Annotated in this window: 21 protein-coding genes and 1 riboswitch; of the genes, 7 read left to right on the plus strand and 14 right to left on the minus strand. The window is 37.6% G+C overall.

The genetic code is table 11. From position 1 onward, the window contains the following. Positions 1-77: 77 nt before the first annotated feature. The 3 genes from aroD to ACGH4F_RS08660 form a co-directional block, all read right to left on the minus strand. The gene (gene aroD, locus ACGH4F_RS08650) at positions 78-842 is read right to left on the minus strand and encodes a type I 3-dehydroquinate dehydratase (protein ID WP_411590883.1); all 765 of its coding nucleotides are present in this window, start codon (positions 840-842) and stop codon (positions 78-80) included. A 134-nt stretch (positions 843-976) separates the two neighbouring features. Beyond that, complete coding sequence (locus ACGH4F_RS08655) at positions 977-1,849, minus strand: shikimate dehydrogenase (RefSeq protein ID WP_220216031.1); 873 nt, start codon at positions 1,847-1,849, stop codon at positions 977-979. Positions 1,850-1,894: 45 nt separating this feature from the next. Then, a complete protein-coding gene (locus ACGH4F_RS08660; RefSeq protein WP_220216030.1) occupies positions 1,895-2,716 on the minus strand; it encodes a sugar phosphate isomerase/epimerase family protein in 822 nt (273 codons plus the stop codon). A 413-nt stretch (positions 2,717-3,129) separates the two neighbouring features. On the opposite strand from ACGH4F_RS08660, the gene ACGH4F_RS08665 reads away from it, so the two are divergent. Both ACGH4F_RS08665 and rsmB read left to right on the plus strand, forming a co-directional pair. Further along, positions 3,130-4,473, plus strand: coding sequence for a Na+/H+ antiporter family protein (locus ACGH4F_RS08665; protein WP_220216029.1), 1,344 nt, complete (start codon positions 3,130-3,132; stop codon positions 4,471-4,473). Positions 4,474-4,500: 27 nt separating this feature from the next. Next, entirely contained in the window at positions 4,501-5,793 is a 1,293-nt protein-coding gene (gene rsmB / locus ACGH4F_RS08670) for a 16S rRNA (cytosine(967)-C(5))-methyltransferase RsmB (RefSeq protein ID WP_411590885.1), read from the plus strand. Positions 5,794-5,847: 54 nt separating this feature from the next. Here rsmB and ACGH4F_RS08675 read toward each other — a convergent pair whose 3' ends face one another. Then, positions 5,848-6,375 (minus strand): NAD(P)H-dependent oxidoreductase, encoded by a 528-nt coding sequence (locus tag ACGH4F_RS08675; protein ID WP_411590887.1) that lies wholly within the window; start codon positions 6,373-6,375, stop codon positions 5,848-5,850. Between the two features lie 154 nt (positions 6,376-6,529). Between ACGH4F_RS08675 and serB the strand changes: the two genes are divergently transcribed. Further along, positions 6,530-7,504: a phosphoserine phosphatase gene (serB, locus tag ACGH4F_RS08680; protein ID WP_267349584.1), complete on the plus strand. Its 975-nt coding sequence runs from the start codon at positions 6,530-6,532 to the stop codon at positions 7,502-7,504. A gap of 9 nt (positions 7,505-7,513) precedes the next feature. Next, positions 7,514-8,893 carry a DNA repair protein RadA gene (gene radA, locus ACGH4F_RS08685; protein ID WP_411590889.1) on the plus strand — a complete coding sequence of 460 codons (1,380 nt, stop codon included), beginning with the start codon at positions 7,514-7,516 and terminating at the stop codon, positions 8,891-8,893. Positions 8,894-8,975: 82 nt separating this feature from the next. Here the strand turns inward: radA and ppnN are convergent, their stop codons facing one another. After that, complete coding sequence (ppnN, locus tag ACGH4F_RS08690; RefSeq protein WP_411590912.1) at positions 8,976-10,352, minus strand: nucleotide 5'-monophosphate nucleosidase PpnN; 1,377 nt, start codon at positions 10,350-10,352, stop codon at positions 8,976-8,978. A gap of 394 nt (positions 10,353-10,746) precedes the next feature. Continuing rightward, a riboswitch (molybdenum cofactor riboswitch) is annotated at positions 10,747-10,876 on the plus strand. On the opposite strand from ppnN, the gene moaA reads away from it, so the two are divergent. After that, positions 10,870-11,844 (plus strand): GTP 3',8-cyclase MoaA, encoded by a 975-nt coding sequence (gene moaA, locus ACGH4F_RS08695; protein ID WP_411590891.1) that lies wholly within the window; start codon positions 10,870-10,872, stop codon positions 11,842-11,844. It overlaps the preceding riboswitch by 7 nt. Here moaA and gluQRS read toward each other — a convergent pair. The 3 genes from gluQRS to folK all read right to left on the minus strand — a co-directional run bounded on the left by gluQRS (position 11,824) and on the right by folK (position 13,832). Then, positions 11,824-12,714, minus strand: a complete 891-nt coding sequence (gluQRS, locus tag ACGH4F_RS08700; RefSeq protein ID WP_411590893.1) for a tRNA glutamyl-Q(34) synthetase GluQRS — start codon at positions 12,712-12,714, stop codon at positions 11,824-11,826. The genes moaA and gluQRS overlap by 21 nt on opposite strands. 42 nt (positions 12,715-12,756) lie before the next feature. Beyond that, positions 12,757-13,212, minus strand: coding sequence for an RNA polymerase-binding protein DksA (gene dksA, locus ACGH4F_RS08705; protein WP_065559802.1), 456 nt, complete (start codon positions 13,210-13,212; stop codon positions 12,757-12,759). Positions 13,213-13,346: 134 nt separating this feature from the next. Next, positions 13,347-13,832 carry a 2-amino-4-hydroxy-6-hydroxymethyldihydropteridine diphosphokinase gene (gene folK, locus ACGH4F_RS08710; protein WP_411590895.1) on the minus strand — a complete coding sequence of 162 codons (486 nt, stop codon included), beginning with the start codon at positions 13,830-13,832 and terminating at the stop codon, positions 13,347-13,349. A gap of 213 nt (positions 13,833-14,045) precedes the next feature. Between folK and ACGH4F_RS08715 the strand changes: the two genes are divergently transcribed. Next, complete coding sequence (locus ACGH4F_RS08715) at positions 14,046-15,407, plus strand: MmgE/PrpD family protein (protein ID WP_411590897.1); 1,362 nt, start codon at positions 14,046-14,048, stop codon at positions 15,405-15,407. A gap of 158 nt (positions 15,408-15,565) precedes the next feature. On the opposite strand, the gene ACGH4F_RS08720 is transcribed toward ACGH4F_RS08715, so the two are convergent. Genes ACGH4F_RS08720 through purB form a run of 5 tightly spaced genes read right to left on the minus strand, consistent with a single transcriptional unit; the run spans position 15,566 to position 19,662 of the window. Beyond that, the gene (locus ACGH4F_RS08720) at positions 15,566-16,318 is read right to left on the minus strand and encodes an amino acid ABC transporter ATP-binding protein (RefSeq protein ID WP_411590898.1); all 753 of its coding nucleotides are present in this window, start codon (positions 16,316-16,318) and stop codon (positions 15,566-15,568) included. A gap of 11 nt (positions 16,319-16,329) precedes the next feature. Next, positions 16,330-17,001, minus strand: a complete 672-nt coding sequence (locus ACGH4F_RS08725; RefSeq protein ID WP_411590900.1) for an amino acid ABC transporter permease — start codon at positions 16,999-17,001, stop codon at positions 16,330-16,332. Continuing rightward, entirely contained in the window at positions 16,998-17,783 is a 786-nt protein-coding gene (locus tag ACGH4F_RS08730) for an amino acid ABC transporter substrate-binding protein (RefSeq protein ID WP_411590902.1), read from the minus strand. The genes ACGH4F_RS08725 and ACGH4F_RS08730 overlap by 4 nt, the downstream gene beginning before the upstream one ends. Continuing rightward, entirely contained in the window at positions 17,780-18,304 is a 525-nt protein-coding gene (locus ACGH4F_RS08735; RefSeq protein ID WP_220216017.1) for a GNAT family N-acetyltransferase, read from the minus strand. The genes ACGH4F_RS08730 and ACGH4F_RS08735 overlap by 4 nt, the downstream gene beginning before the upstream one ends. Next, entirely contained in the window at positions 18,301-19,662 is a 1,362-nt protein-coding gene (gene purB / locus ACGH4F_RS08740; RefSeq protein ID WP_411590903.1) for an adenylosuccinate lyase, read from the minus strand. The genes ACGH4F_RS08735 and purB overlap by 4 nt, the downstream gene beginning before the upstream one ends. Before the next feature lie 304 nt (positions 19,663-19,966). Between purB and ACGH4F_RS08745 the strand changes: the two genes are divergently transcribed. After that, the gene (locus ACGH4F_RS08745) at positions 19,967-21,103 is read left to right on the plus strand and encodes an MFS transporter (RefSeq protein ID WP_267349604.1); all 1,137 of its coding nucleotides are present in this window, start codon (positions 19,967-19,969) and stop codon (positions 21,101-21,103) included. Between the two features lie 117 nt (positions 21,104-21,220). On the opposite strand, the gene ACGH4F_RS08750 is transcribed toward ACGH4F_RS08745, so the two are convergent. Beyond that, positions 21,221-22,396, minus strand: a complete 1,176-nt coding sequence (locus tag ACGH4F_RS08750) for an aromatic amino acid transaminase (protein ID WP_411590904.1) — start codon at positions 22,394-22,396, stop codon at positions 21,221-21,223. Between the last annotated feature and the right edge of the window lie 37 nt (positions 22,397-22,433).

A 22,433-nucleotide genomic window follows, 5' to 3' on the forward strand; every position in this document is an offset into this window, starting at 1 on the left:
CTTTTATTTATACTTTCTTCGCATATCTTTATATTTGATTAAATCTTAATGTCAAAGTAAGTACCAAATTATTTAACCTACTGTTTACTTTGATACAACACATCTAAAATATAACGTAACTGTTTGACATCTAATTGCCCCGGTGCTGAGGCATTTTTAGCTGCTCCAAATGTCATTGCTGAACCAAATGTTGTTCCTGCCACTCGGCTAATTGCCCCCAGCCCTGCCATTGACATGGTAATGATGGGTCTGGTTGCATATTTTTCATTCATTTCTGTGGTTGCCGCTAATAAGGTAAGGACGTCATCTGTGGTCTGTGGCATAACCGCAATTTTGGGAATATCAGCACCTAAATCTTGCATTTTACGTAATCGAGAAATGATATCGTTTTTCGCAGGTGTTTTTTCAAAGTCATGGTTGGATGTGACAACCAATACATTATGTTGATGCGCTACATTAATAATTTCTTTTACGTATTGATCGCCGATAAAGACTTCAACATCGATCAGGTCGACCAGTCCACTCTTAGCTATTTCTTTGTTTAATTCAAGATAATCGGTTAGTGGCCACGGTTTTACTCCACCTTCATTAGCGGTACGAAAGGTAAATAAAATAGGTTTGCTCGGTAATAAGGTTGCAATTTTTTTAGCAACAGTTTTCACAGCATCAATATTATCAACTTGGGTGAAGTGATCCACTCGCCACTCCAAAACGTCAAAATCTATCGATTGTAAAAGTGTGACTTCATCAAGTAGTTCGGTTTCAGTTTTCCCAACAATTGGGACAATAATTTTCGGCGCACCCGATCCTATAACTAGATTTTTGGTTGTAACTGTTTTCATTTTATATCCTGTTGGTAAAAGATTATATTGATAATGATTAATCTTATATTGTGTGATTCAAATCAGACAATAACATAAAATAATCTGCTAACTTATTTTTAATTGAATTATTAGGTAAAAAGATTACTTATCGACTAATCATTAAATCCCATTTTTTCTTTTACATACTCAATAGGTGCATCTTCACCCGTCCAAATTTTGATTTGCGCTGCACCTTGCCAAAGCATCATGCCAATCCCATTTAAGGTTTTACAACCTTGCTGTTCTGCGATTTCAAGCAATTTGGTCTTACGTGGGCTATAAATACAGTCTGTTACGACAAGATCCGGTCTTAACATCGTTGGATCGGTAATTAAACTTTGCCCTTCTAATGGTTTCATTCCAACACCTGTAGCGTTACAAAGTACTTCACTGGTGGCAATGGCTTGACGGAGTTGCTCTTTATCAGCAAGGTCGGTCACACTGACTTTACATGGCGTGTTTTCATTTAATTTTTTTGCAATTGCTTCAATTTTTGCATAGCAGTCATCTTTCTGATTGAAGATGGCGATCTCTTTCACACCATCAAGCGCAGCTTGTACTACAATAGCTGTTGCTGCACCGCCTGCGCCAAGAATCGTCATTTTTTTACCTATGACATCAATGCCTGCTTCTTTCAACATGCGCATATAGCCAATGCCGTCGGTGTTATAACCGGTTAATATGCCGTTATCATTCGAAATTGTATTGCAAGCCCCACTCATTTCAACCGCAGGTGTTAACTTATCAAGATATTGGCAAACCAATTGTTTATTGGGCATCGATACCGCACTACCTCGCAAACCTAAGGCACGAAGACCTTTTATTGCATCGGGTAATTTTTCTTGATCAACTTCAAAAGCCAAATAAACATAAGGAATATTTAGTTTTGAATAAATAGTGTTTTGCATTTGCGGTGATAAACTGTGACGTATTGGATAAGCCATTAAACCAATCAATAAATAATGGCCGTCAATATTATTTCTCATTAAAAATTCTCCACTACACGCTTTTTTTCAATAAAGCGTTAACAATTAAGATTGTTCAGCAACACGTTTTAATAATGCACGTGTATCTTCAATATACATTTTAGCGCGTTCAATTGGGGATTTAGATAAAGCTAATTCGTCATTACAACATTCAATTGAAATCGGCATTTCAGGTAAAGCTTTCAACAAAGATACAAGGTCAATACCACCACGCCCCGGCGATAAACGATAGTTACGGGCTTGATAAAGTAGTCCTTCTGTGTCTTGAGGTTTTTCTTTAGTACCATCACACAGTTGCATATAACGCCAACAATCTTTAGGTACTTTTTTCAAATCGTCAAGGGTATTTGGACCTCGATCAAAATGCAGGGGATCAATTATCATACCTTGATTGTTTTGATTCGCTTTTTTTAGCAGTTCAACACCGGCATTGACGCCAGGGATGTTTGTCCATGGCATCGGTTCGATATTGATGGCAATGCCAAGGGGAGCGGCAATGTCACAAAGCTGGGCAAAATTATCGGCTAGTCGATTTTGATCGGGATCGTTACCCGCCAAAAGTACCTGACTGGCACCTAATCTTGCGCCCGTTTCCAGTACGGGTAAAAAGTTAATGACACGGGTATCGGGTTTTAAACGGAAGATTTCTATATCTAATACCTTAATTCCTGTCTCTTTTAAACGGCGTTCAATTTCTCGAACCAATGGCGTATCGCCGACGGTCGCATATACCGGTTCAGTTGGCGTAGCCGGTATAAGCCTCAAACCGACATGAGTATAACCCGCTTCTGCTGCAACGAGGACTTGGTTAGCAGGTGAAACATCTAAGACAGTTAACGCTGCCAATCCAATTGGACGGTTAGACATATCTTTCTCCTTAATTAAAAATTTAATTCATCTAAAGCATAAAATTAGTGTAATTTTTAAATAAGCCACATTATGATTCATTATTATATTTCTATAAATATAATGATTTCTATTAAAAATATCTATTATTTAAAATAGCCATTTATTCTGTAATTAGCAAGGATAAAAAAAGGATTTTTATCAAAATGAGATCTTTATCAATAAAAAATTAATCAGACAGTTATAAAAAATATGGGGAGTTTATTGAGCAATGTGTTGATTTTGCTTTTTATTTTAATCTGTCACTTAAAATCCATTTAAACGTCAACTATTTTTAGAATAATCATGGTTAAAAGTCAGCATTTACTATCAATTGCACTTTCTATAGTCATCCACTAAAATAATTAACTTTGTTTATTTAAGAGAATATATCTATGAATACAGTTTTTGAGCTTTTATCGTCAATAAACGCTGTGGTTATTGCGGTAATTTGTATGTTAATTTTATCTCTTTGCCGTGTTCATGTGGTAATTAGCTTAATTATTGGTGCCTTTGTTGGTGGTTTATTTAGCCATTTAACGTTAAAACAAACCATTGATGCATTCAATACAGGTATTAGCAATGGTGCAAATATCGCTCTTTCTTATGCTATGCTTGGCGCTTTTGCAGTTGCAATTTCAAAATCGGGATTGCCAGAATTATTAGCTGATAAAGCGGTTAAACAGCTGACAACGAGCAGTGCTAAAAAACGCATAAAATGGTTATTAATTATTATTATTGCTTTGGTCAGTATTTCTTCACAAAATATCATACCTATCCATATTGCTTTTATTCCACTGTTAATCCCACCACTATTATATGTGATGTCTCGATTACAGTTAGATAGACGAATGATTGCCTGTATAATGACATTTGGACTCATTACACCTTATATGTTCTTACCGGTTGGTTTTGGTAATATCTTTTTAAATCAAATTTTATTAAAAAATATCACTGCGTCCGGCATGGATGTTAGTCATGTGAATGTAATGCATGCTATGGCGATACCAGCGCTAGGGATGTTTGTTGGACTACTTTGGGCAATTTTTGTCAGTTACCGTAAACCTAGAGAATATAAAATTATTCGTGAAGAGACGAATTTAGAAACGGTAAATAGTGTAAATAAGCGTTCACTTATTGTGTCTTTATTGGCGATTGTTCTCTCTTTTGCTATCCAACTTTATACAGGTTCAATGATTTTAGGGGCGCTAATTGGTTTTATTTGCTTTATTGTTTCGGGAACCATTAAATGGGGTGAAGCAGACGGCGTTTTTACCGATGGCATTAAAATGATGGCCATGATTGGTTTTGTTATGATTTCTGCCCAAGGCTTTGCCGAAGTGCTAAAACAAACAAATGATATTGAACCGTTAGTGATTAACAGTGCTGCTTTATTCGCGGGTAATAAAGTTATTGCTTCATTTATGATGATGTTAGTCGGATTGGTTATCACGTTAGGTATCGGTTCGTCATTCTCGACGGTGCCTATTATTGCGGCAATCTATGTCCCACTTTGTATTCAGCTTGGCTTTTCACCTATTGCAACAGTTTGTTTAATTGGTGCTTCTGGGGCGATTGGTGATGCTGGTTCTCCGCCTTCTGATACTATTTTAGCAACGTCAGCTGGGCTTAATAGTGATGGTCAGCATGATCATATTCGTGATAGTGTTATTCCAACATTCACCCATTTTAATATCCCTTTATTTATTGCGGGTTGGGTTGGATCGTTAATTCTGTAATAACATTAATAAAGGCTGTCATTGCTTATGAATAACAAGTTATATCAAAATATCCGAGCGGTTTGTGCTCAGGCTATTTTTAATGTGTTGGAAGAAGGGCAATCGCTTAGTTCTGCATTGATGACTTTAAATCCTAAAATTGCCGATAAAGATAAAGCGTTAGTTCAAGAAATCTGTTTCGGGGTAATGCGGGTATTACCTGAACTGAATTTCTATATTCATAGCTTGATGAACAAAGTGCTTACTGGTAAAAATAGAGTTTTACACTATTTATTGTTAGTGGGTGTTTACCAAGTTCTCTATACCCGTATTCCGGAGCATGCAGCAGTAGGAGAAACAGTTAACGCGGTTAAGGAATTAAAAAAAATTGCTCTCAAAGGATTAATTAATGGTGTGTTGCGGGAATTTTTGCGTCAACAAGCTGTTTTGACAAACAAATTTTCGCAAGACAGTAAACAAGACACCGCCCGAACACTTCATCCGACGTGGTTACTAACTCGTCTTAAGCAAGCCTATCCACAGCAGTGGCAAGCAATTGTAGCGGCTAATAATCAAAAACCTCCGATGTGGTTGCGAGTGAATCTTAATCACTATTCAGTGAGTGAGTACCAACAACTGCTTACCGAAGCAGGCATTGAATCGCAAGTTTTTACCGATATACCTTCTGCCATTAGGTTATTACAGCCCGTTAATGTGACCAAATTACCTTATTTTTCTGAAGGTGCGGTGACCGTACAAGACTTGTCTGCACAATATGCGGCTTATCTACTTGCCCCGCAAAATGGCGAGCAAATTTTAGATATGTGTGCCGCACCTGGTGGTAAAACTACACATATTTTAGAAGTCGCCCCAAATGCTCAAGTATTAGCGGTTGATGTTGATGCGAGTCGTGCTAAACGGATTAATGACAATTTAACGCGTTTAAAACAATGTGCTGAAGTGAAAGTCGGTGATGGATTAACGCCAGAAAAATGGTGCGCAGGGCGTCAATTTGACCGGATTTTACTTGATGCCCCATGTTCAGCTACGGGCGTTATTCGGCGTCATCCAGATATAAAATGGTTACGTCGTGATAGTGATATAGCCCAACTCACTGAGTTACAACATGCGATCTTAACGAATATTTGGTCTTATTTAAAAACAGGTGGTACTTTAGTCTATGCGACTTGTTCAATTCTTCCAGAAGAGAATAGATTGCAAATTGAGCGTTTTTTACATGAAAATAGTGATGCAAAATTGCAAGGCGAGGTTAAACAGTTTTTACCTACCGACAACGGCGGTGATGGGTTTTTTTATGCGGTTTTAACCAAACATAGCTAACAGAACGTTTAATGTGATGATGTCTGCCTCACGCTATATCATCACATTTTGTCATTAGCAGTAACTTTTTATCAATTCAGCTAATTCCTGTCCATGTTTTAAGGCTTTGGTTTTTATTTCTGTTTTATCATCAAATGGTGATACACCATATAATAATGCTGGTGGAAGATATTCCATTTGTATATACAGAGACGAAAATTTTACTGATTCAAGAAAGTGGTCAATTAAATTTTCACCGTATTCTTGGTAACTTTTTTGCCCTATTGTTAAACTCTGCAATAACTTTTTACCTTTTAATTTATCACCTTGTGAGCCATAAGCAAATTGGTAAGTCAACACTTCATCAAACCATAACTTTAATATAGCTGGCATATTAAACCAATACATAGGATATTGAAGAATAATAAGATCATGTCTCAATAATGCGGCTTGTTCTTGTTCTACATCGATTTGATAATTAGGGTAAAGTTGATGTATATTTCGGATTTCAAGATCGGTAACAGTTTGCTGTAATGTCTCAATAATTGTTTTGTTAGCAATGGATTGCGCCATATTGGGATGGCCTAAAATCATTAATGTCATAGTAATTTCCTTTCCTTTTAGTTAATAAAATGCACGTTATTCAATACTATATACTAGTATAAAATTAAATTATAGGATAATTATTGCTCACTTGGACAATTTTTAGTAGATGTGGTAAATTCTCGGTTTATTTTGTGTTATAAAGATATTTGTAATGGCTTATACTCTCACCTATAGTGATCTCCCCGAAAATATTCAAAACTGGCAAGGTTTACCATTATCTTTGAATGGTTGTGAAGTGGTTCCTCTTGACTATAATGCAGGTAAAACAGGTTGGATCATCTATGGTAAAAAATTAAATAAAACGATACTGTCAAAATTCCAAAATCAGTTGGCGATGCCAATGGTGATAGTTTCTTCTTGGAAAATTAAAACTTACCAAATTGTCCGGATTGCTGGCGTTATGCCTAAAAAGGCAAAATCTATTTCCCTAGCATTAGGCATTGATGTATCACCTATTGATAATTTACCAACCTTACACTCACCGGGTTTGCTTGTTATGGATATGGATTCCACGGCGATTAAAATTGAATGCATCGATGAACTTGCCAAATTATATGGTGTTGGACATCAAGTAGCGGCTGTTACCGAGCAAGCTATGCGGGGCGAGTTAGACTTTGCGACCAGCTTACGTAAGCGAGTTGCAACCTTGAAAGGGGCTCCTCAAGAACTCTTACAGCAAGTAAAAAATGGATTACCTTTGACATCGGGACTGACTTATCTAGTTAAAGAATTACAAAAAAGAAATTGGTATGTCGCTATCGCATCAGGGGGATTTACCTATTTTGCCGACCATTTAAAACAAAAATTAAAATTGGTCGATGCTTATGCAAATGAGTTAGAAATCAAAAATGATAAATTAACCGGTAAAGTGACGGGTCAAATAGTCGATGCCAAATTTAAAGCTCGAACATTACAGAATTTAGCTGCATCGTTAGATATACCCATTGAACAAACGGTTGCTATTGGCGATGGTGCGAATGATTTAATGATGATTCGAATTGCAGGTCTTGGCGTGGCTTATCATGGTAAACCTAAAGTGGTTGAAAAGGCACGAATTAGCATTAATTATGCAGATTTAACTGGATTATGGTGTATCTTATCGACCAGTTTATTAAGTGAAGGTTAGGAGATTAAGTTGGCAAAAACCGTTAAACGTGCTTTTGTTTGTAATGATTGTGGTGCAGATTATCCTCGTTGGCAAGGTCAATGTAGTGCATGTCATGCTTGGAATACCATTACCGAAGTTAGGCTGGCAAGTGCATCATCACGCAATGATCGGTTAACCGGTTATGCAGGTAGTGGCGTTGGACAGGCAAAAATTCAAAAACTGTCTGAAATCAGTTTAGAAGCGTTACCTAGATTCTCTACCGGCTTTTCCGAATTTGACCGAGTGTTAGGGGGCGGTGTTGTCCCTGGTAGTGCAATTCTCATTGGGGGTAATCCGGGTGCCGGTAAAAGTACCCTGTTATTACAAACCATGAGTAAGCTTTCAACGCAAATGAACACCCTTTATGTGACGGGCGAAGAGTCCTTACAGCAAGTAGCTATGCGTGCTCATCGCTTAGGACTACCTACCAATAATATTAATATGCTGTCAGAAACCAGTATTGAGCAGATCTGTTTGCTGGCTGAACAATCACAACCTAAACTCATGGTTATTGATTCCATTCAAGTTATGCATCTTGCCGACATTCAATCATCGCCGGGGAGTGTCGCTCAAGTGCGGGAAACCGCTGCTTATTTAACTCGTTTTGCTAAAACCAAAGGCATAGCCATTATTATGGTTGGACATGTTACTAAAGATGGGTCACTTGCCGGTCCTAAAGTCCTTGAACACTGCATCGATTGTTCAATTTTATTAGATGGTGATGCGGATTCCAGATTTAGGACGTTGCGTAGCCATAAAAACCGGTTTGGTGCAGTAAATGAATTAGGTGTTTTTGCGATGACCGAGCAAGGATTGAAAGAAGTCAGTAATCCATCAGCGATTTTTTTAAGTCGTGGGGATGAAATGCTACCCGGTAGCTCGGTGATGGTGTTATGGGAAGGGACACGTCCATTATTGGTTGAGATTCAAGCGCTGGTAGACCATTCAATGTATGGGAATCCAAGACGCGTAACAGTTGGGCTTGATCAGAATCGATTAGCCCTTTTACTGGCGGTCTTGCATCGGCATGGTGGATTACAAATGGCTGACCAAGACATTTTCGTTAATGTCGTCGGTGGTGTAAAAGTTACTGAAACCAGTGCCGATTTAGCTTTGATTGCCGCCTTAGTATCAAGTTTTCGAAATCGTCCACTGCCACAAGATGTGGTTATTTTTGGCGAGATTGGCCTAGGTGGCGAGATTCGCCCTGTGCCAAGTGGTCAAGAGCGGATTTCTGAAGCGGCAAAACATGGCTTTAAAAAAGCGATCGTACCGATTGCCAATATGCCTAAAAAGAGACCTGAAAATATGCAAGTTTTTGGTGTCAAAAAAGTTTCTGAAGCTTTAGATATTTTGAATGATTTATAGCTAATTGGTTGATGCGTCTGTTATTTTGCCGATAAAAAATACCGGCAAAATAACAGTTGAATAAGCTATTTTAGATGATGTGTTAATAACATATCTCATAACAAGGTTGATAAGCCGTTCCACCCGGTAATTTCATCCGATCTTGTTTAACAAAGCTACGTAATAAATCATCCAACTGTTTCATTATTTCCTTATCGCCTTGTAACTTATAAGGGCCTCGTTCAGCAATTTGTTTCATACCAAACTCCTTCACATTACCGGCAACAATTCCCGAAAATGCACGACGTAAATCAGCGGCTAATAATTCCACAGGCTGATCTTTGTGTAAATTCAATGAAGCCATATTCTCATGAATGGGTTCAAAAGGTTGTTGTAACGAACCATCAATTTTAAGGAGCCAGTTAAAACCGTAAGCATCACCTGTTTTTAAGCGTGAGGATTTTACATGTTTAACCCCTTTTTTCATAATACGCGCAACTTGTTCTGGGGAATCAATAATAATTTGATAAAGCTTGGTGGCTTCTTCGCCTAAGGTTTGACGAATAAAGCCATCGATGGCAGCAAAATAGCCTTCGCATTCTTTAGGGCCAGTTAAGATAAGTGGCAATGTCTGATCTTTATTTGCTGGGTTTAACATAATGCCTAAAATATAGAGCAGTTCCTCAGCAGTACCCGGACCACCGGGGAAGATAATAATACCGTGTGCCATACGGACAAAAGCTTCAAGCCGTTTTTCAATATCTGGCATGATGATAAGCTCATTGACCAAGGCATTAGGTGGTTCAGCGGCAATAATTGAAGGTTCAGTCATCCCAATAAAACGGCTATCTTTATAGCGTTGCTGAGCATGACCAACAGCGGCGCCTTTCATGGGAGCTTCCATAATGCCGGGGCCACAGCCAGTGCAGATATTAAGCTCACGTAGCCCTAACTGCATGCCGACTTGACGGGCATAATAATATTCGTTTTCATTAATTGAGTGACCACCCCAGCAAACCACAAGATTAGGCTCTTCGCCGACATGTAGCGCATTAGCATTACGTAAAATCGAAAAAACCAGATTAGTAATATAATAGGAATGATCTTTATCAAGGTTGACATTCGACACTAATTGTTTAACAGCACTGATTTGACTATTTAAAAAAAGAATATCGCGCAACACCGCAAAAAGGTTAGCTTGAATTGAACGGATGATGCGTTTATCTACAAAAGCACTTTCCGGCGCATCGATGAGCTCTAGCTTAACGCCTCGTTCTTTACTAATCACATTAATTTCGAACGATTGAAACCTATCTAATAGCTCTTTCGTATTATCGGTTTTACTACCCGCATTCAGTGTTGCCAATGAGCAATTTCGAAATAATTGATATAATTCACTATTTGCTGATCTCTTTAGAATATCCACTTCAGCTTGAGCGAGTAAATCCATAGATCCTAATGGACTTATATGGGTGGTAATCATCACAACCTCCATTTGACGGTTTTATCGACAAAGGAGTTATTATATACTCAAACAGATTGAATAAGTAAAGTTTATAAAATGAGCTTTTTTCAATTTTATCGTAATTATCCTATTGAATAATTGAAATACAGCAAAAGGATTGATTTATCATAATTAAATTTATTTGATATTAATATACCTCTGACTTTATTTGGATGTAAATAAATCAATCAATTAATATTGTTGTGCTAAATGATTAATTTAAAGCGAATAATCGTTGAGAAAGCAGTAATTGTTATTCTAAATAGTTAAGAATGGTGAAAACAGTGATGAATCAACTTAACCTTAGAATTTTATTCAGAATGTTCGAATTGATTAATTGATTATAGTCAAAAAATATTGTCTATGTTAGACTAAACCAAACTCTGAAGCTTTTTTACCTAAGTGTTGCCTTGGCCTGTTTCATATGGTGAATTAGCCGCGGTATAGCGCAGAAATGGCTATGCTTCCCGATTTGGATAAGGTGTTTTTTTATATGCAATTAGTGGATAATTATCAGCGTCGATTTCAATATCTGCGTTTGTCGATTACCGAACTATGTAATTTTAAATGTCAGTATTGTTTACCCAATGGTTATCATCCAAATAAGCTTCACCAGTTTTTATCGCTTAATGAAATTGATAATATTGTGTCAACATTTGCTGAGCTTGGTGTTCATAAAATTCGACTTACGGGCGGGGAGCCGACATTGCGTCGAGATTTTACCGAAATTTTGTCGGTTATTTCGGCTTATCCCAGTATTTGTGAGCTTGCAATCACGACCAATGGCACACGGTTATTAAAAAATATCAACCATTGGCATCAAGCCGGTCTAAATTCAATCAACATTAGTATAGATAGTTTTTCCCCCCATATATTCAAACTAATCACAGGTCAAGATAAGCTGAAAGAGCTGATTGCTGGCATTGAAAAAACGTTAGAAATTGGCATACCGAAAGTGAAGATTAATACTGTTTTAATGAAAGATCTCAATAGCCATTTATCAGACTATTTATCTTGGATTAAATACAGACCGGTTGAGTTGCGTTTTATCGAGCTTATGGAAACCAATGAAAGTCGTAATCTATTTTATCGTTATCACTTAGCCGGTCAATCAATTGAACGTCAATTAATTGAGCAAGGTTGGCAGTTACAACCAAAGCAAGCTCTATCAGGGCCGGCAAAAGTTTATGCACATGATGATTATCAAGGTAAAATCGGTCTTATCATGCCATATTCAAAAGATTTTTGTAAAAGTTGCAATCGATTGCGAGTGTCATCAATTGGGCAGTTACACTATTGTCTGTTTGGTGATTCGGCGATTGATTTGCGTGATTTGTTGGTCAGTGCAGACCAAAAAGCACAACTTAAATCACGCATTCTTGCCTCATTGGTAGTCAAACCAGAAAAACATCGATTACACGATAATCAAGTGGGTATGGTGCCTAATTTATCTTACATTGGTGGTTAATACTGCATTTTGTTTCGGAATAGTTGAAAGCTGCCAATGTGCTATTGCCCAATCTAACAATTGTTGTTGGGTTGCATCTTGCCAATCTTGTGGTATCTGTTGCCCTAAAAATTGCAGAGCTTGAATGGTTAGTGAGGTTGGATTATCCAATTCGATTGGTTTAGCATGATTTTGTTTAGACAGTTTATTACCATTATGATCTAAGACCAGTGGTAAATGGCAATAGGTTGGAGCGGTAAAGCCTAACTGTTGATAAAGTGATATCTGTTTTGCGGTAACCGGTAGCAAATCAGCACCACGAACTATTTCGGTAATGCCTTGCTGATGATCATCCAGAACGACGACCAAATTATAAGCAAATAGTCCATCTTTTCGGTGAATAATAAAATCTTCTTGCGCACTTGCTGGTTCAACTGTTTGTAATCCAAGAATGTTATCTTCAAATTCAAAGATTGGATGGGTTTGCTTTAACCGAATGGCTAAATGCTGCTGGTGGTTCGGGGTTAAATTTCGCTGACGGCAAAAGCCATCATAAATATGATTGGTAAGATGATGGATTCGTTGTCTCGAGCAATCGCAATAGTAGGCTTGCTGTTTGGATAGTAATGATTGCAATACCGATTGATAACGTTCACTACATGTTGATTGGTATAGAACATCATCATCCCAAAACAGATTGAATATTTCTAATGTTTTTAAAATGAGTGAGGAAGCGCCTTTGACTTCGCGTGGTGGATCGATATCTTCAATACGGACTAACCATTTACCTTGATAAGCTTTAGCTTGTAAATAGCTACCGAGAGCCGTCACCAACGAACCAAAATGTAATGGTCCGGATGGTGAGGGAGCAAAACGACCAATATAGCACATGGGCTTATCTGGTAGTGTAATGTTTGAGGAAAGTAATTAAAATTACATTCCCATTTGTTTTTCGCGAAGTTCCGCTAACGTTTTACAATCGATACATAGATCCGCCGTAGGTCTAGCTTCAAGGCGACGAATACCAATCTCAACGCCACAAGATTCACAAAAACCAAAATCATCAGTTTCAATTTTCTTTAATGTCTTTTCAATTTTTTTGATCAGTTTACGTTCTCTATCGCGTGCTCTTAACTCTAGACTGAACTCCTCTTCTTGAGTTGCTCGGTCAGCTGGATCTGGAAAATTTGCAGCCTCATCTTGCATGTGCGAGACTGTTTTGCCCATTTCGCCTTGTAATTGCGCAAGCCATGCTTCTAAGATAAGTTTGAAATGTTTCAATTGCTTAGGGTTCATATACTCCTCGCCTTTCGCCTCTTTATAAGGCTCAAGCCCAGCAATTGAAAGCAGGCTAAGAGAAGATGTATTAACTTTTTGTTCCTTTTTCACAGCAATCCCCTTAAGTACAGATTATTTGCAAGCGCTAAACTATAGCAATAAATTAGCCATTGGCAAAATTTTTTTATGATTTTTTTTACATAATTAGAGCAAATTAACATAACTATATGTATTAATGTATATAATTATGCTATCCACTGTTTCATGTCATTTTTAGGACACTTAGCAACAAGATCTGACAATTTGTCATTATCGGGAAAGACGAGTTCTGGCTCAATATCAAAGAGAGGATAAAGGACAAACTCTCGGTTTTTCATGTGGTAATGCGGTATGGTTAATCGTTCACTATTGATAATCAAATCATCATATAAAAGAATATCCAAATCTAAAGTTCTTGCTCCCCAACGATTATCTTTGCGAACTCGCCCTTGTGATTTTTCAATCGATTGTAAGGCATCTAATAATTCAATTGGTGAAAGGCTCGTTGTTAACTTAATCACAGCGTTGAGATAATCATTTTGATCTTGTGGCCCTAAAGGTTTACTGCGGTAAAAAGGTGAGACTTCAATCAGTTGAGTATGAGGCAATTGAGTTAAAGCGGCTATTGCTCGATTTGCTTGAGCAAAAGGATCGTCAAGGTTACTTCCTAACGCAATATAACAAGTTGACATAATTAGATAAGTGAAAGTTTAGGTTAATCATTTGTTATCTATATTAGCATACTAATGATGAGTCAAAAATAGTTATATGAAGGGAAAAAGACGACTGCATGATGCAACAGTATTAAGTTTAGTTATTAAAATATAACTAGATAATCTTTAACTTAACGCTGATTTTACGCTATTTTGGTCAAGTCTATTTATGATAGTTTGATGAGTAAATATATGATGAACTTAAACCAACAATTATGCTTGTTAATTAAAAATACGCCTATTCTTAGTGATTCGACTGTTATTAATAATGCGATTAATGGCATCGTCGATTATTTTGCATGTTGTTTACAAGCTCGTCAGGATATGAATGTTCAAAGATTACTCGCTTGGATAAAAGAAGAAGGGGGGCATGAGCGGTCTTGGCTGATTGGTCAAAAAAAGTTAGCTACACCACGTCAAGCGGCATTATTCAATGGTTTTCAAGCCCACTGTTTAGATTATGATGATGTTCATTCAGATATACGAGGCCATCCTTCAGCGGTGATTTTATCGGCACTGTTTGCCAGTATTCGATTAGATCATATGCCATTCCAGATTGATGGACGGCGATTTTTAACGGCTTATGTTATTGGTCTTGAAGTCATGGCGTTGCTGGGTAAAAGCGTCAATCCACAACATTATGAAAAAGGATGGCATGCCACTATTACGCTTGGTGGCATAGCAGCCACAGCCGCAATTTGTTATTTGTATGATGAACCTTTTTTATCGCAAGCATTAGCACTTGCAGCAACCCAAGCTTCGGGTATGCGCTTGTTAATGGGCACACCCATAAAATTTTTACATGCAGGACTGGCTGCGCAACATGCCATCCAAACTGTTGATTGGTTAAGAGCAGGACTACAAGCAGATCAAAATTTTTTAGATGAAAATTTAGGATTTCTCGCCATGTATGGACAAGGGAATAGGGCGTTGAATTTAACCAGTTGGGCAAAGCCTTGGAAGATAATTGACCCTGGATTGTGGTTTAAAACTTATAGTTTTTGTTCCGCTGGAGCCTATATCGCGGATGCCGGACAATTACTTTCTCAACATCCGCAATTTCGTGTTGAGAATGTGGCTAACATTACCCTTTACTTTGCGCCACCTAAGAGTGATGCTGCATTAATTTATCAACAGCCAACGCTTGCTGAGCAAGGGCGCTTTTCAGCTGAATATATTTTGGCCTTAATTTTATTAGGTTTACCCACTGATTTTAAGGCATTTTCGGCAACGCCAATCGCTGACAACATTCAACAACTGATGCAAAAAATGCATCGCAGTTATCACATCACCCTAGCACCACATCCCCAAGCCTATAATGGTCGTTATGTGGTGGTTGAGATATTACTCAATAACGGTCAAAAAATCAGCCAACGCATAGACTTTCCCAAAGGATCACCAAAGAATCCATACAGCCAAAATGAAATGACAGCAAAACTCGTAAACGCTATTGATGATCAACCAACTGCAATAGCGCTAAGCCAAGATATCCAAGCATTTGCAAAAGGGTTAGATGTCAGCGATTTTATAAAGCGTTATATTGTTCAGTTATAGTAGAAAAGTCTGGATTCACTAAAAAGAATAAAAGTTAAAGCTTGTTAATAAGGTGTTTTTTTAATTTTGCGTGAATTCTAAATAGGGGGGAACGATGCAAAATCCCCCAATTTCTTGTCTCGATATAAGCGCTCAGTGAGCGAACAATTTTTTCTTTATTAAATTTCGAAATTAATATCATCAGTTAGCTGACGCAAAAAACGTTGAGTTAACTCGTTTTGTGGATGATCGATAAGAGTTTTAGCATAGCCTTCTTCTACAATGACGCCATTTGCCATAAAAATGATTCGGTCAGCAACATATTTAGCAAATTCCATTTCGTGAGTAACAATGATCATCGTGATATTTTCTTTAGCAAGCTGTAACATGACTTGCAGCACCTCGTGTACACGCTCTGGATCGAGTGCCGATGTCGGTTCATCAAATAATAGAACTTTAGGTCTAACCGCTAATGCTCTGGCAATAGCCACCCGTTGTTGTTGCCCGCCGGATAATGTTATTGGATATTGGTCTGCATAAGGTAACATGCCAACCCGTTTTAGTAGCGTTAATGCTTGTTGTTTGGCTTCGTTTTTATTGATCTTTTTACCCAGAATCAAGGGATAAGTAATGTTCTCTAACGCCGTTTTGTTTTTAAATAAATTATAGTGTTGAAATACCATCGCTGATTGTTTGCGTAATTGGACTTCTTCTTTATGACGATAATGTTCACTATCCAGAATGACATCACCTATTCGAATTGTACCCGTATTGAGTTTTTCTAATAAATTCAGACAACGTAATAACGTGGATTTACCTGAGCCTGAAGGCCCAATAATGGCGACAACTTCACCTTGTTTTACATGAAGGTTTATCTCTTTTAATACTTGATGATGACCAAACCGTTTAGACAGATGTGATACAGAAATCATGAGCTTGCTCCTTAACGGTAATACGGTTTGCTTAATTTACGTTCTAACTGTTTTTGTATCCATGAATAAGCAACAACCGTTAGCCAATAAACAATGCCGACCGCTAAATAGGTTTCAAAATAGAGAAAGGAGCTCGCCGTTAGCATTTTGCCTGCTGCTAGCAGTTCTTGTACGCCAACAAAAAAAGCGACAGACGAGTCTTTGAGTAATGAAATAAACATGTTACCGGTATTAGGCAAAGCATTGACCAATGCTTGTGGCAAAATAATGTTTCGGTAAACCTGAATCGTACTTAGTCCCGAGGTTAGTCCTGCCTCTTTTTGTCCTGGGTCGACTGACGCCAGACCAGCACGGAAAATTTCGGCTAGATAAGCAGAATATTTTAAGCTAAAGCAGACAATAGCGGCGGTTGTTGCTCCCATGTGCTTTAATACAGGAAAGATCTGCGGTAAACCGTAATAAATAATAAAGAGCAATACGACCGAGGGAATCCCACGAAATAGCGAAATAAACAGCGAAAAAATTGCGTCAACAATGATGATTTTATTGTTACGTAACAATGCGATAGTCAAACCTAACACCATAGCAAATAAAATTGACACAACTGCAATAAAAAGTGTGACCGGTAGATACGGTAATATCTGAGGAAACACACTTAAAAAATAGTTTACATTAAAGTTCATGAGGTAATATCTTCACCAAAATATTTAATCGAAAGATTTTTTAACGTGCCGTTATTGCGTAACTTGTCCAAAGCTTGATTAAACTTTTGACGCAATGCTTGACCTTTTTCATCTTTACTAAATGGAAAAGCAACTTGCTCAATCGTTATTGGCTCGCCCACTAATTTAAATGGAAGATTTTTACGTTTGATTTCAGCCAGTAAGATGGGTTTTGAATTAACATAACCTTCAACCCGTTGATATTCGGTATCATACATGGCTCCGTCACGGGTTTCGTAAGTTTTAATCGTCACTTCATTATTTGGAAAGGCTTTTTTCAAATTATTGATATGATTTGAACCTAACACGCCAGCAATGGTTTTACCTTTAAAATCAGATAACGTATTAATATCGTTATTTTCTTGATGGGTAACGATCTGGCTACCGTAAAAACTATATGGCTGAGAAAAATCATACTTAGCTTGGCGAGCAGGTGTGATTGCAACGGCATTGGCAATGGTATCTAAACGTCCAGAATCAAACTGTCCCATTAATCCTCCAAATTCAGCGACCACCCATTCGACTTGATAACCCAGTTCATTGGCAATGGCTTCTGTCAGTTCAACATCAAATCCGATTAATTTATCTTGTTGTTTATATCCATTTGGATAACTTTGACCGGTTGAACCGACTCTTATGATCGGCTGCTTTGTGGTCGAATCTTGGCTATTTGTATCGCATCCGAATAATAATGTTAAACTGGCGAGTAGTATCGCAGAGAAAATAGTTCTGATTGTTTTCATTGTTTGTGATTCCTTTTTTTCCATTCAGTGTAGTTTTTATAATTAAAAATTTTTTCAAAATAGAGTGTGGTGTGATCAGGGGTTAAATCGGCTTGCCCAATAGGTTTATAACCTTTGTTGATGTAAAGTGTGGCTAACCATGGATGATTTGCGGCTGTTCCTAATGTCGCCGCAGGAAGTCTTAATTGTTTAATTAAGATTTGTTGTTCAACAAAATCCCATAACGCATGACCGTAGCCTTGACCTTTATATTGTGGGTCAGTGGCAAACCAACCTAAATGCGGTAATCCATAAGGCCCGGGATTATTGCCCCATGGAAAACGAATCGTTAATGTTGAAATTAATTTACCCTGTTTTTCATAGAGATAAACAGCATTTGATTCAATATGATCGGCAATTTGTTTTTGATTAACTGTCGCAGCAGCAAAATGGATACCAAGTTGTAGGGTTGCTTGATAAGCATTATGCAATAGCGTTTGATAAGCTGGGATATCATTTTGCGTCATTAGGCGGAACGTCATACTAAGACTCCACTTTGATCAGCATACCGGATTACTTGTTCCACTTTTTCAGGTGCTAAACCAACATAATTAACGGGTTCTAACCAACTATCGAGTTCATCTTCGGTAAACTCTTTATTCAAGATAGGATCAGCTAATAACACTGCTTTAAAGGTTTTATTTTGCTCAAAAGCTTGCATGGCGCTTTGATAAACCAAACGATGAGCGGTCTGTTTGCCTAATCGCTTGCCTATTTCAAACATCACTTTTTCAGACAGCAGTAAACCATTTTGTAAGGTTAAGTTAGTTAACATGCGTTCAGCATTGACTTTTAACCCTTGCAGTACAGCTAATGCCGTTTGTAGTTGTGAAGAAAGGTAGAGATTAATTTCAGGAAGAGCTATCCACTCGGCTCGCCAACTCATGGCGTCTCGCTCATGTTCAACTTTCATGGATTCATGAATTAAAGCGACACTTTTTAATAATGGTGCGGTTAAGCTAGCTAAGCCTTCTAATGCGGCTGGATTTCGTTTATGAGGCATAGTGGTTGAACCGATTTTTCCGTCAGAAAAGGGCTCTTCAACTTCGTTAATTTCAGTGCGCATTAAATTATAAAACTCATTACCCATTTTACCCAGCGTTCCACTGATTAATGCAATGACGGATGCATATTCGGAAAACCGATCACGTGCAGCTTGCCAACCAATGTTGGGTGTATTGAGGTCTAATAAAGTTAATGTTCTGGCTTCAACTTGTACCCCTAATTTGCCCATGGCGGCATAAGTACAAATTGCACCACTGATATTACCCACTAAAACCCGCTGTTTAATTTCACTTAGCCGTTGTAAATGGCGAACAAACTCATCTAACCAAACGGCAAGTTTAAACCCAAAAGTAGTAGGAAGTGCCTGCATACCATGAGTACGTCCAACCATAGGTAAATATTGATACTGTTTAGCTAACTTTTTTAATTCACATGCCACCAGTTTGGTATCACGTTCAATAATGGCAAATGATTGCTTAAGTTGTAAAACGGTTGCCGTATCGACAATATCTTGCGTGGTTGCACCATAATGAATAAATTGACCAGCATCGCCAACTTGATCTTGTAGCGCATTGATCGTTGACATTAAAGAGTGCTTGGCTTCTGCAGCTTGTTTGGCAATTTGTTCAATGGACAGTTTCGAAGCATCGGCTTTAGCAACGATTGCATCAGCAGCATCGCAAGGAATGACACCTAGTTCTCCTTGTGCTTTTGCTAGTGCGACTTCTACATCAACTTGCTTTTCTAAGCGATTTTGTTCTGACCAAATTGCTCGCATTTCACTGGTACTAAAATTATTACCTAAAATCAAATAATCAATAACATGTGACGCCACCGAAATATCCTCAAAGATTAATTAATGTTTTATTATTCAATTATTAAAGATTATTCAAACAGCGTCTAATATCCTCTTGGACTATGGATATAACTAAAAAGAATTAAGGTTGTTGGGTTTTGATCACAGGCGATTGAAGAAGTTAATTGTTGAATGTTTATTTCGTTTTGATGAATAGACTCAACTAGGGGAATTTTTTCAAAATTTCTTATTTTTTATTCGTATTATGCACGATACTTGATTTCTTTAATGTTATCATCGTGGGGACAACGTGAGCCTGCTTAATAAAAAGGAATAAATAGTGATGAATAATAAATTATTTAAATTAGTCTGCTTAGGCTCTTTTTTGACCTCTTTTGCGTATGGCGTGATGTTAACGCTGCCGTTATTTTTAACCGACACTTTAAAGCTTTCGTTGGTGATGTCGAGTGAAATTATTTCAATGGGGATCATTGGGGTGGTGGCGTCGATTTTGTCGATTCCTTATGTGTTGAAATCTGTTTCTACTAATGTTATTGCTGCAATGGGGGCGTTAATTTATGCCTTTGCTATCGCATTGATTTTGTATACAGGTGGTGTTTTTCTTTATATTGCAGGTTTGTTGCTTGGTGCAGGGTGGGGGATTATTTATACGTTGGGGCCGATTATGGTGTCGTCAACCAGTAATACTGCCGAATTAAGTCGTCATTTTATGTTTATTTCGGCATTTAATATGTTAGGTGCCGGATTATCGCCAGTGATAGTCAAAACACTGCTCGATTATAATATTGCTATTGAATATATGTTTATGTTTGCTGTGTTGTTGAGTTTGTTAGCCGGTGGGATATTTTTTAATGTAACCTTATCCAATGAGCAAAATAGCAGTAAATTATCGATTTTGCCAGTAATGAAAACCATTGTTACTTCAAATGCGGTCATTCCGTTGATAATGGTTTTTTTAGGCGCCTGTATTTACATTTCAATGATGAACTTTCAATTTGTGTTTGCGAAAGAGAAGAATTTAAACTTTTCGATATTTTATATTTCTTATACTTTTTCATTATTATTTGCCCGATTCTATCTGGCTAAATTTATTTTAAAACTGTCACAGCAGTTAGCCATGATCGGCTTGTTATTCATTATGTTGATCGCTTTGTGTCTGTTTTTGGTTACGACAAATAATATTTTTTATATTGTACCGTCGTCATTATTAGGCATAAGTTATGGTTTGGTTTATCCGTTAATTCAAACTCAAATGGTTAAAGATATCGATGCTGAAAAGCGAAGTATCTATTTAACTATTTTTAGTTTAAGCTACTTTATTGGCGTGTTTGGCTATCCGTATCTGTTTAGTTTAGGATTAGATTCAAGCGGTGTTTTAGGCTCGTTTTTAGTGCTGATTTCACTGTGTGTGTTAGATATTGTATTTGCCTGTTTATTATTTAAAAAATTTACCAGATAAGTCGTGATATCCTTAATATGCAGAGGGATTGATTATCAATCCCTCATGCTGTCATTATCAAAGTAACACAACAGTTAATCAACAATAATGCCTAAAAATTGACTTCATAAAATAGGCTTATAACACCTCAACTATCGATTCACACAGGCGTGACATATTATCAAGGGTCATGCCAGCGACATTGATTCTTCCCGAGTTCACAATGTAAATACCGTAGTCGTTACGCAGTTTCAGTACTTGTTGTTCTGTTAATCCACTGAAAGAAAACATGCCGTTTTGTTTAGCGATGAAGCTAAAATCTTGATTTGCACCTTTATCTTGTAATGTTTTGACAAATAATTGGCGCATACGATGAATACGTTGACGCATACTTGTCAATTCATCGATCCACTCTTCTTTTAATTCCTTGTTATTTAAAATATAAGATACAATTTTGGCGCCGTGAGCGGGTGGATTAGAATAATTGGCACGAATAATGGTTTTAACTTGGCTAAAAGCCCGATCCGCAATCTCCGTATCAGCAGCGATTAAGGTAAAAGCACCAACTCGTTCATTATATAGCCCAAAGTTTTTAGAGTATGAGCTAGCAATTAATAATTCTGGGTGATGATCGGTGAATAGTCGTAATCCATACACATCTTCTTCTATACCTTGACCCAATCCTTGATAAGCTAAATCAAACAACGGTAACCAACCATTTTTTAGGGCTAAATCTGAAATGGCTTGCCATTGTTCAGGAGTTGGATCGATACCGGTTGGATTGTGACAGCAACCGTGAAAAAGTACCGCCTCACCTGCTGCAATTTTACTTAAATCTTGCATCAGTCCATCAAAGTCTAAGCTATGGGTTTGTGCATCATAATAACGGTATTCTCGCACTTCAAGACCAGCAGTTTGGAAGACACTTCGATGATTTGGCCATGAAGGATTACTGACCCAAATACGTTTTACTTTGGTTCGGCGAGCTAAAAAATCGGCCATGATTCGTAAAGCGCCGGTGCCTCCTGGTGCTTGTGCCGTTTTGGCTCGTTCATTTTCGTTACCAAATAATAAGATTTGTGTGGCGATATTAAATTCTTTAATTCCGTCAATGGTTAAGTAACTTTTTGTGGTTTCGTTATTTAATAAAAATTGTTCGGCTTTTTTGACGCTTTCTAAAATAGGTGTTTGGGTGGTTTCATCTTTATAGACACCGACACTTAAATTAATCTTACTGGTGCGTTCATCTTTATTATAAAGATCGGCTAATCCAAGTATCGGGTCGGCCGGTGCTGCTGTTAAACTTTCAAACATAATTCACCTATTTCGTCTAATCACTTTCATCGCATTA

Origin of the sequence: Gilliamella sp. CG35 (genome assembly GCF_046635745.1) — a bacterium.
GTDB lineage: Bacteria > Pseudomonadota > Gammaproteobacteria > Enterobacterales > Orbaceae > Gilliamella > Gilliamella apicola_I.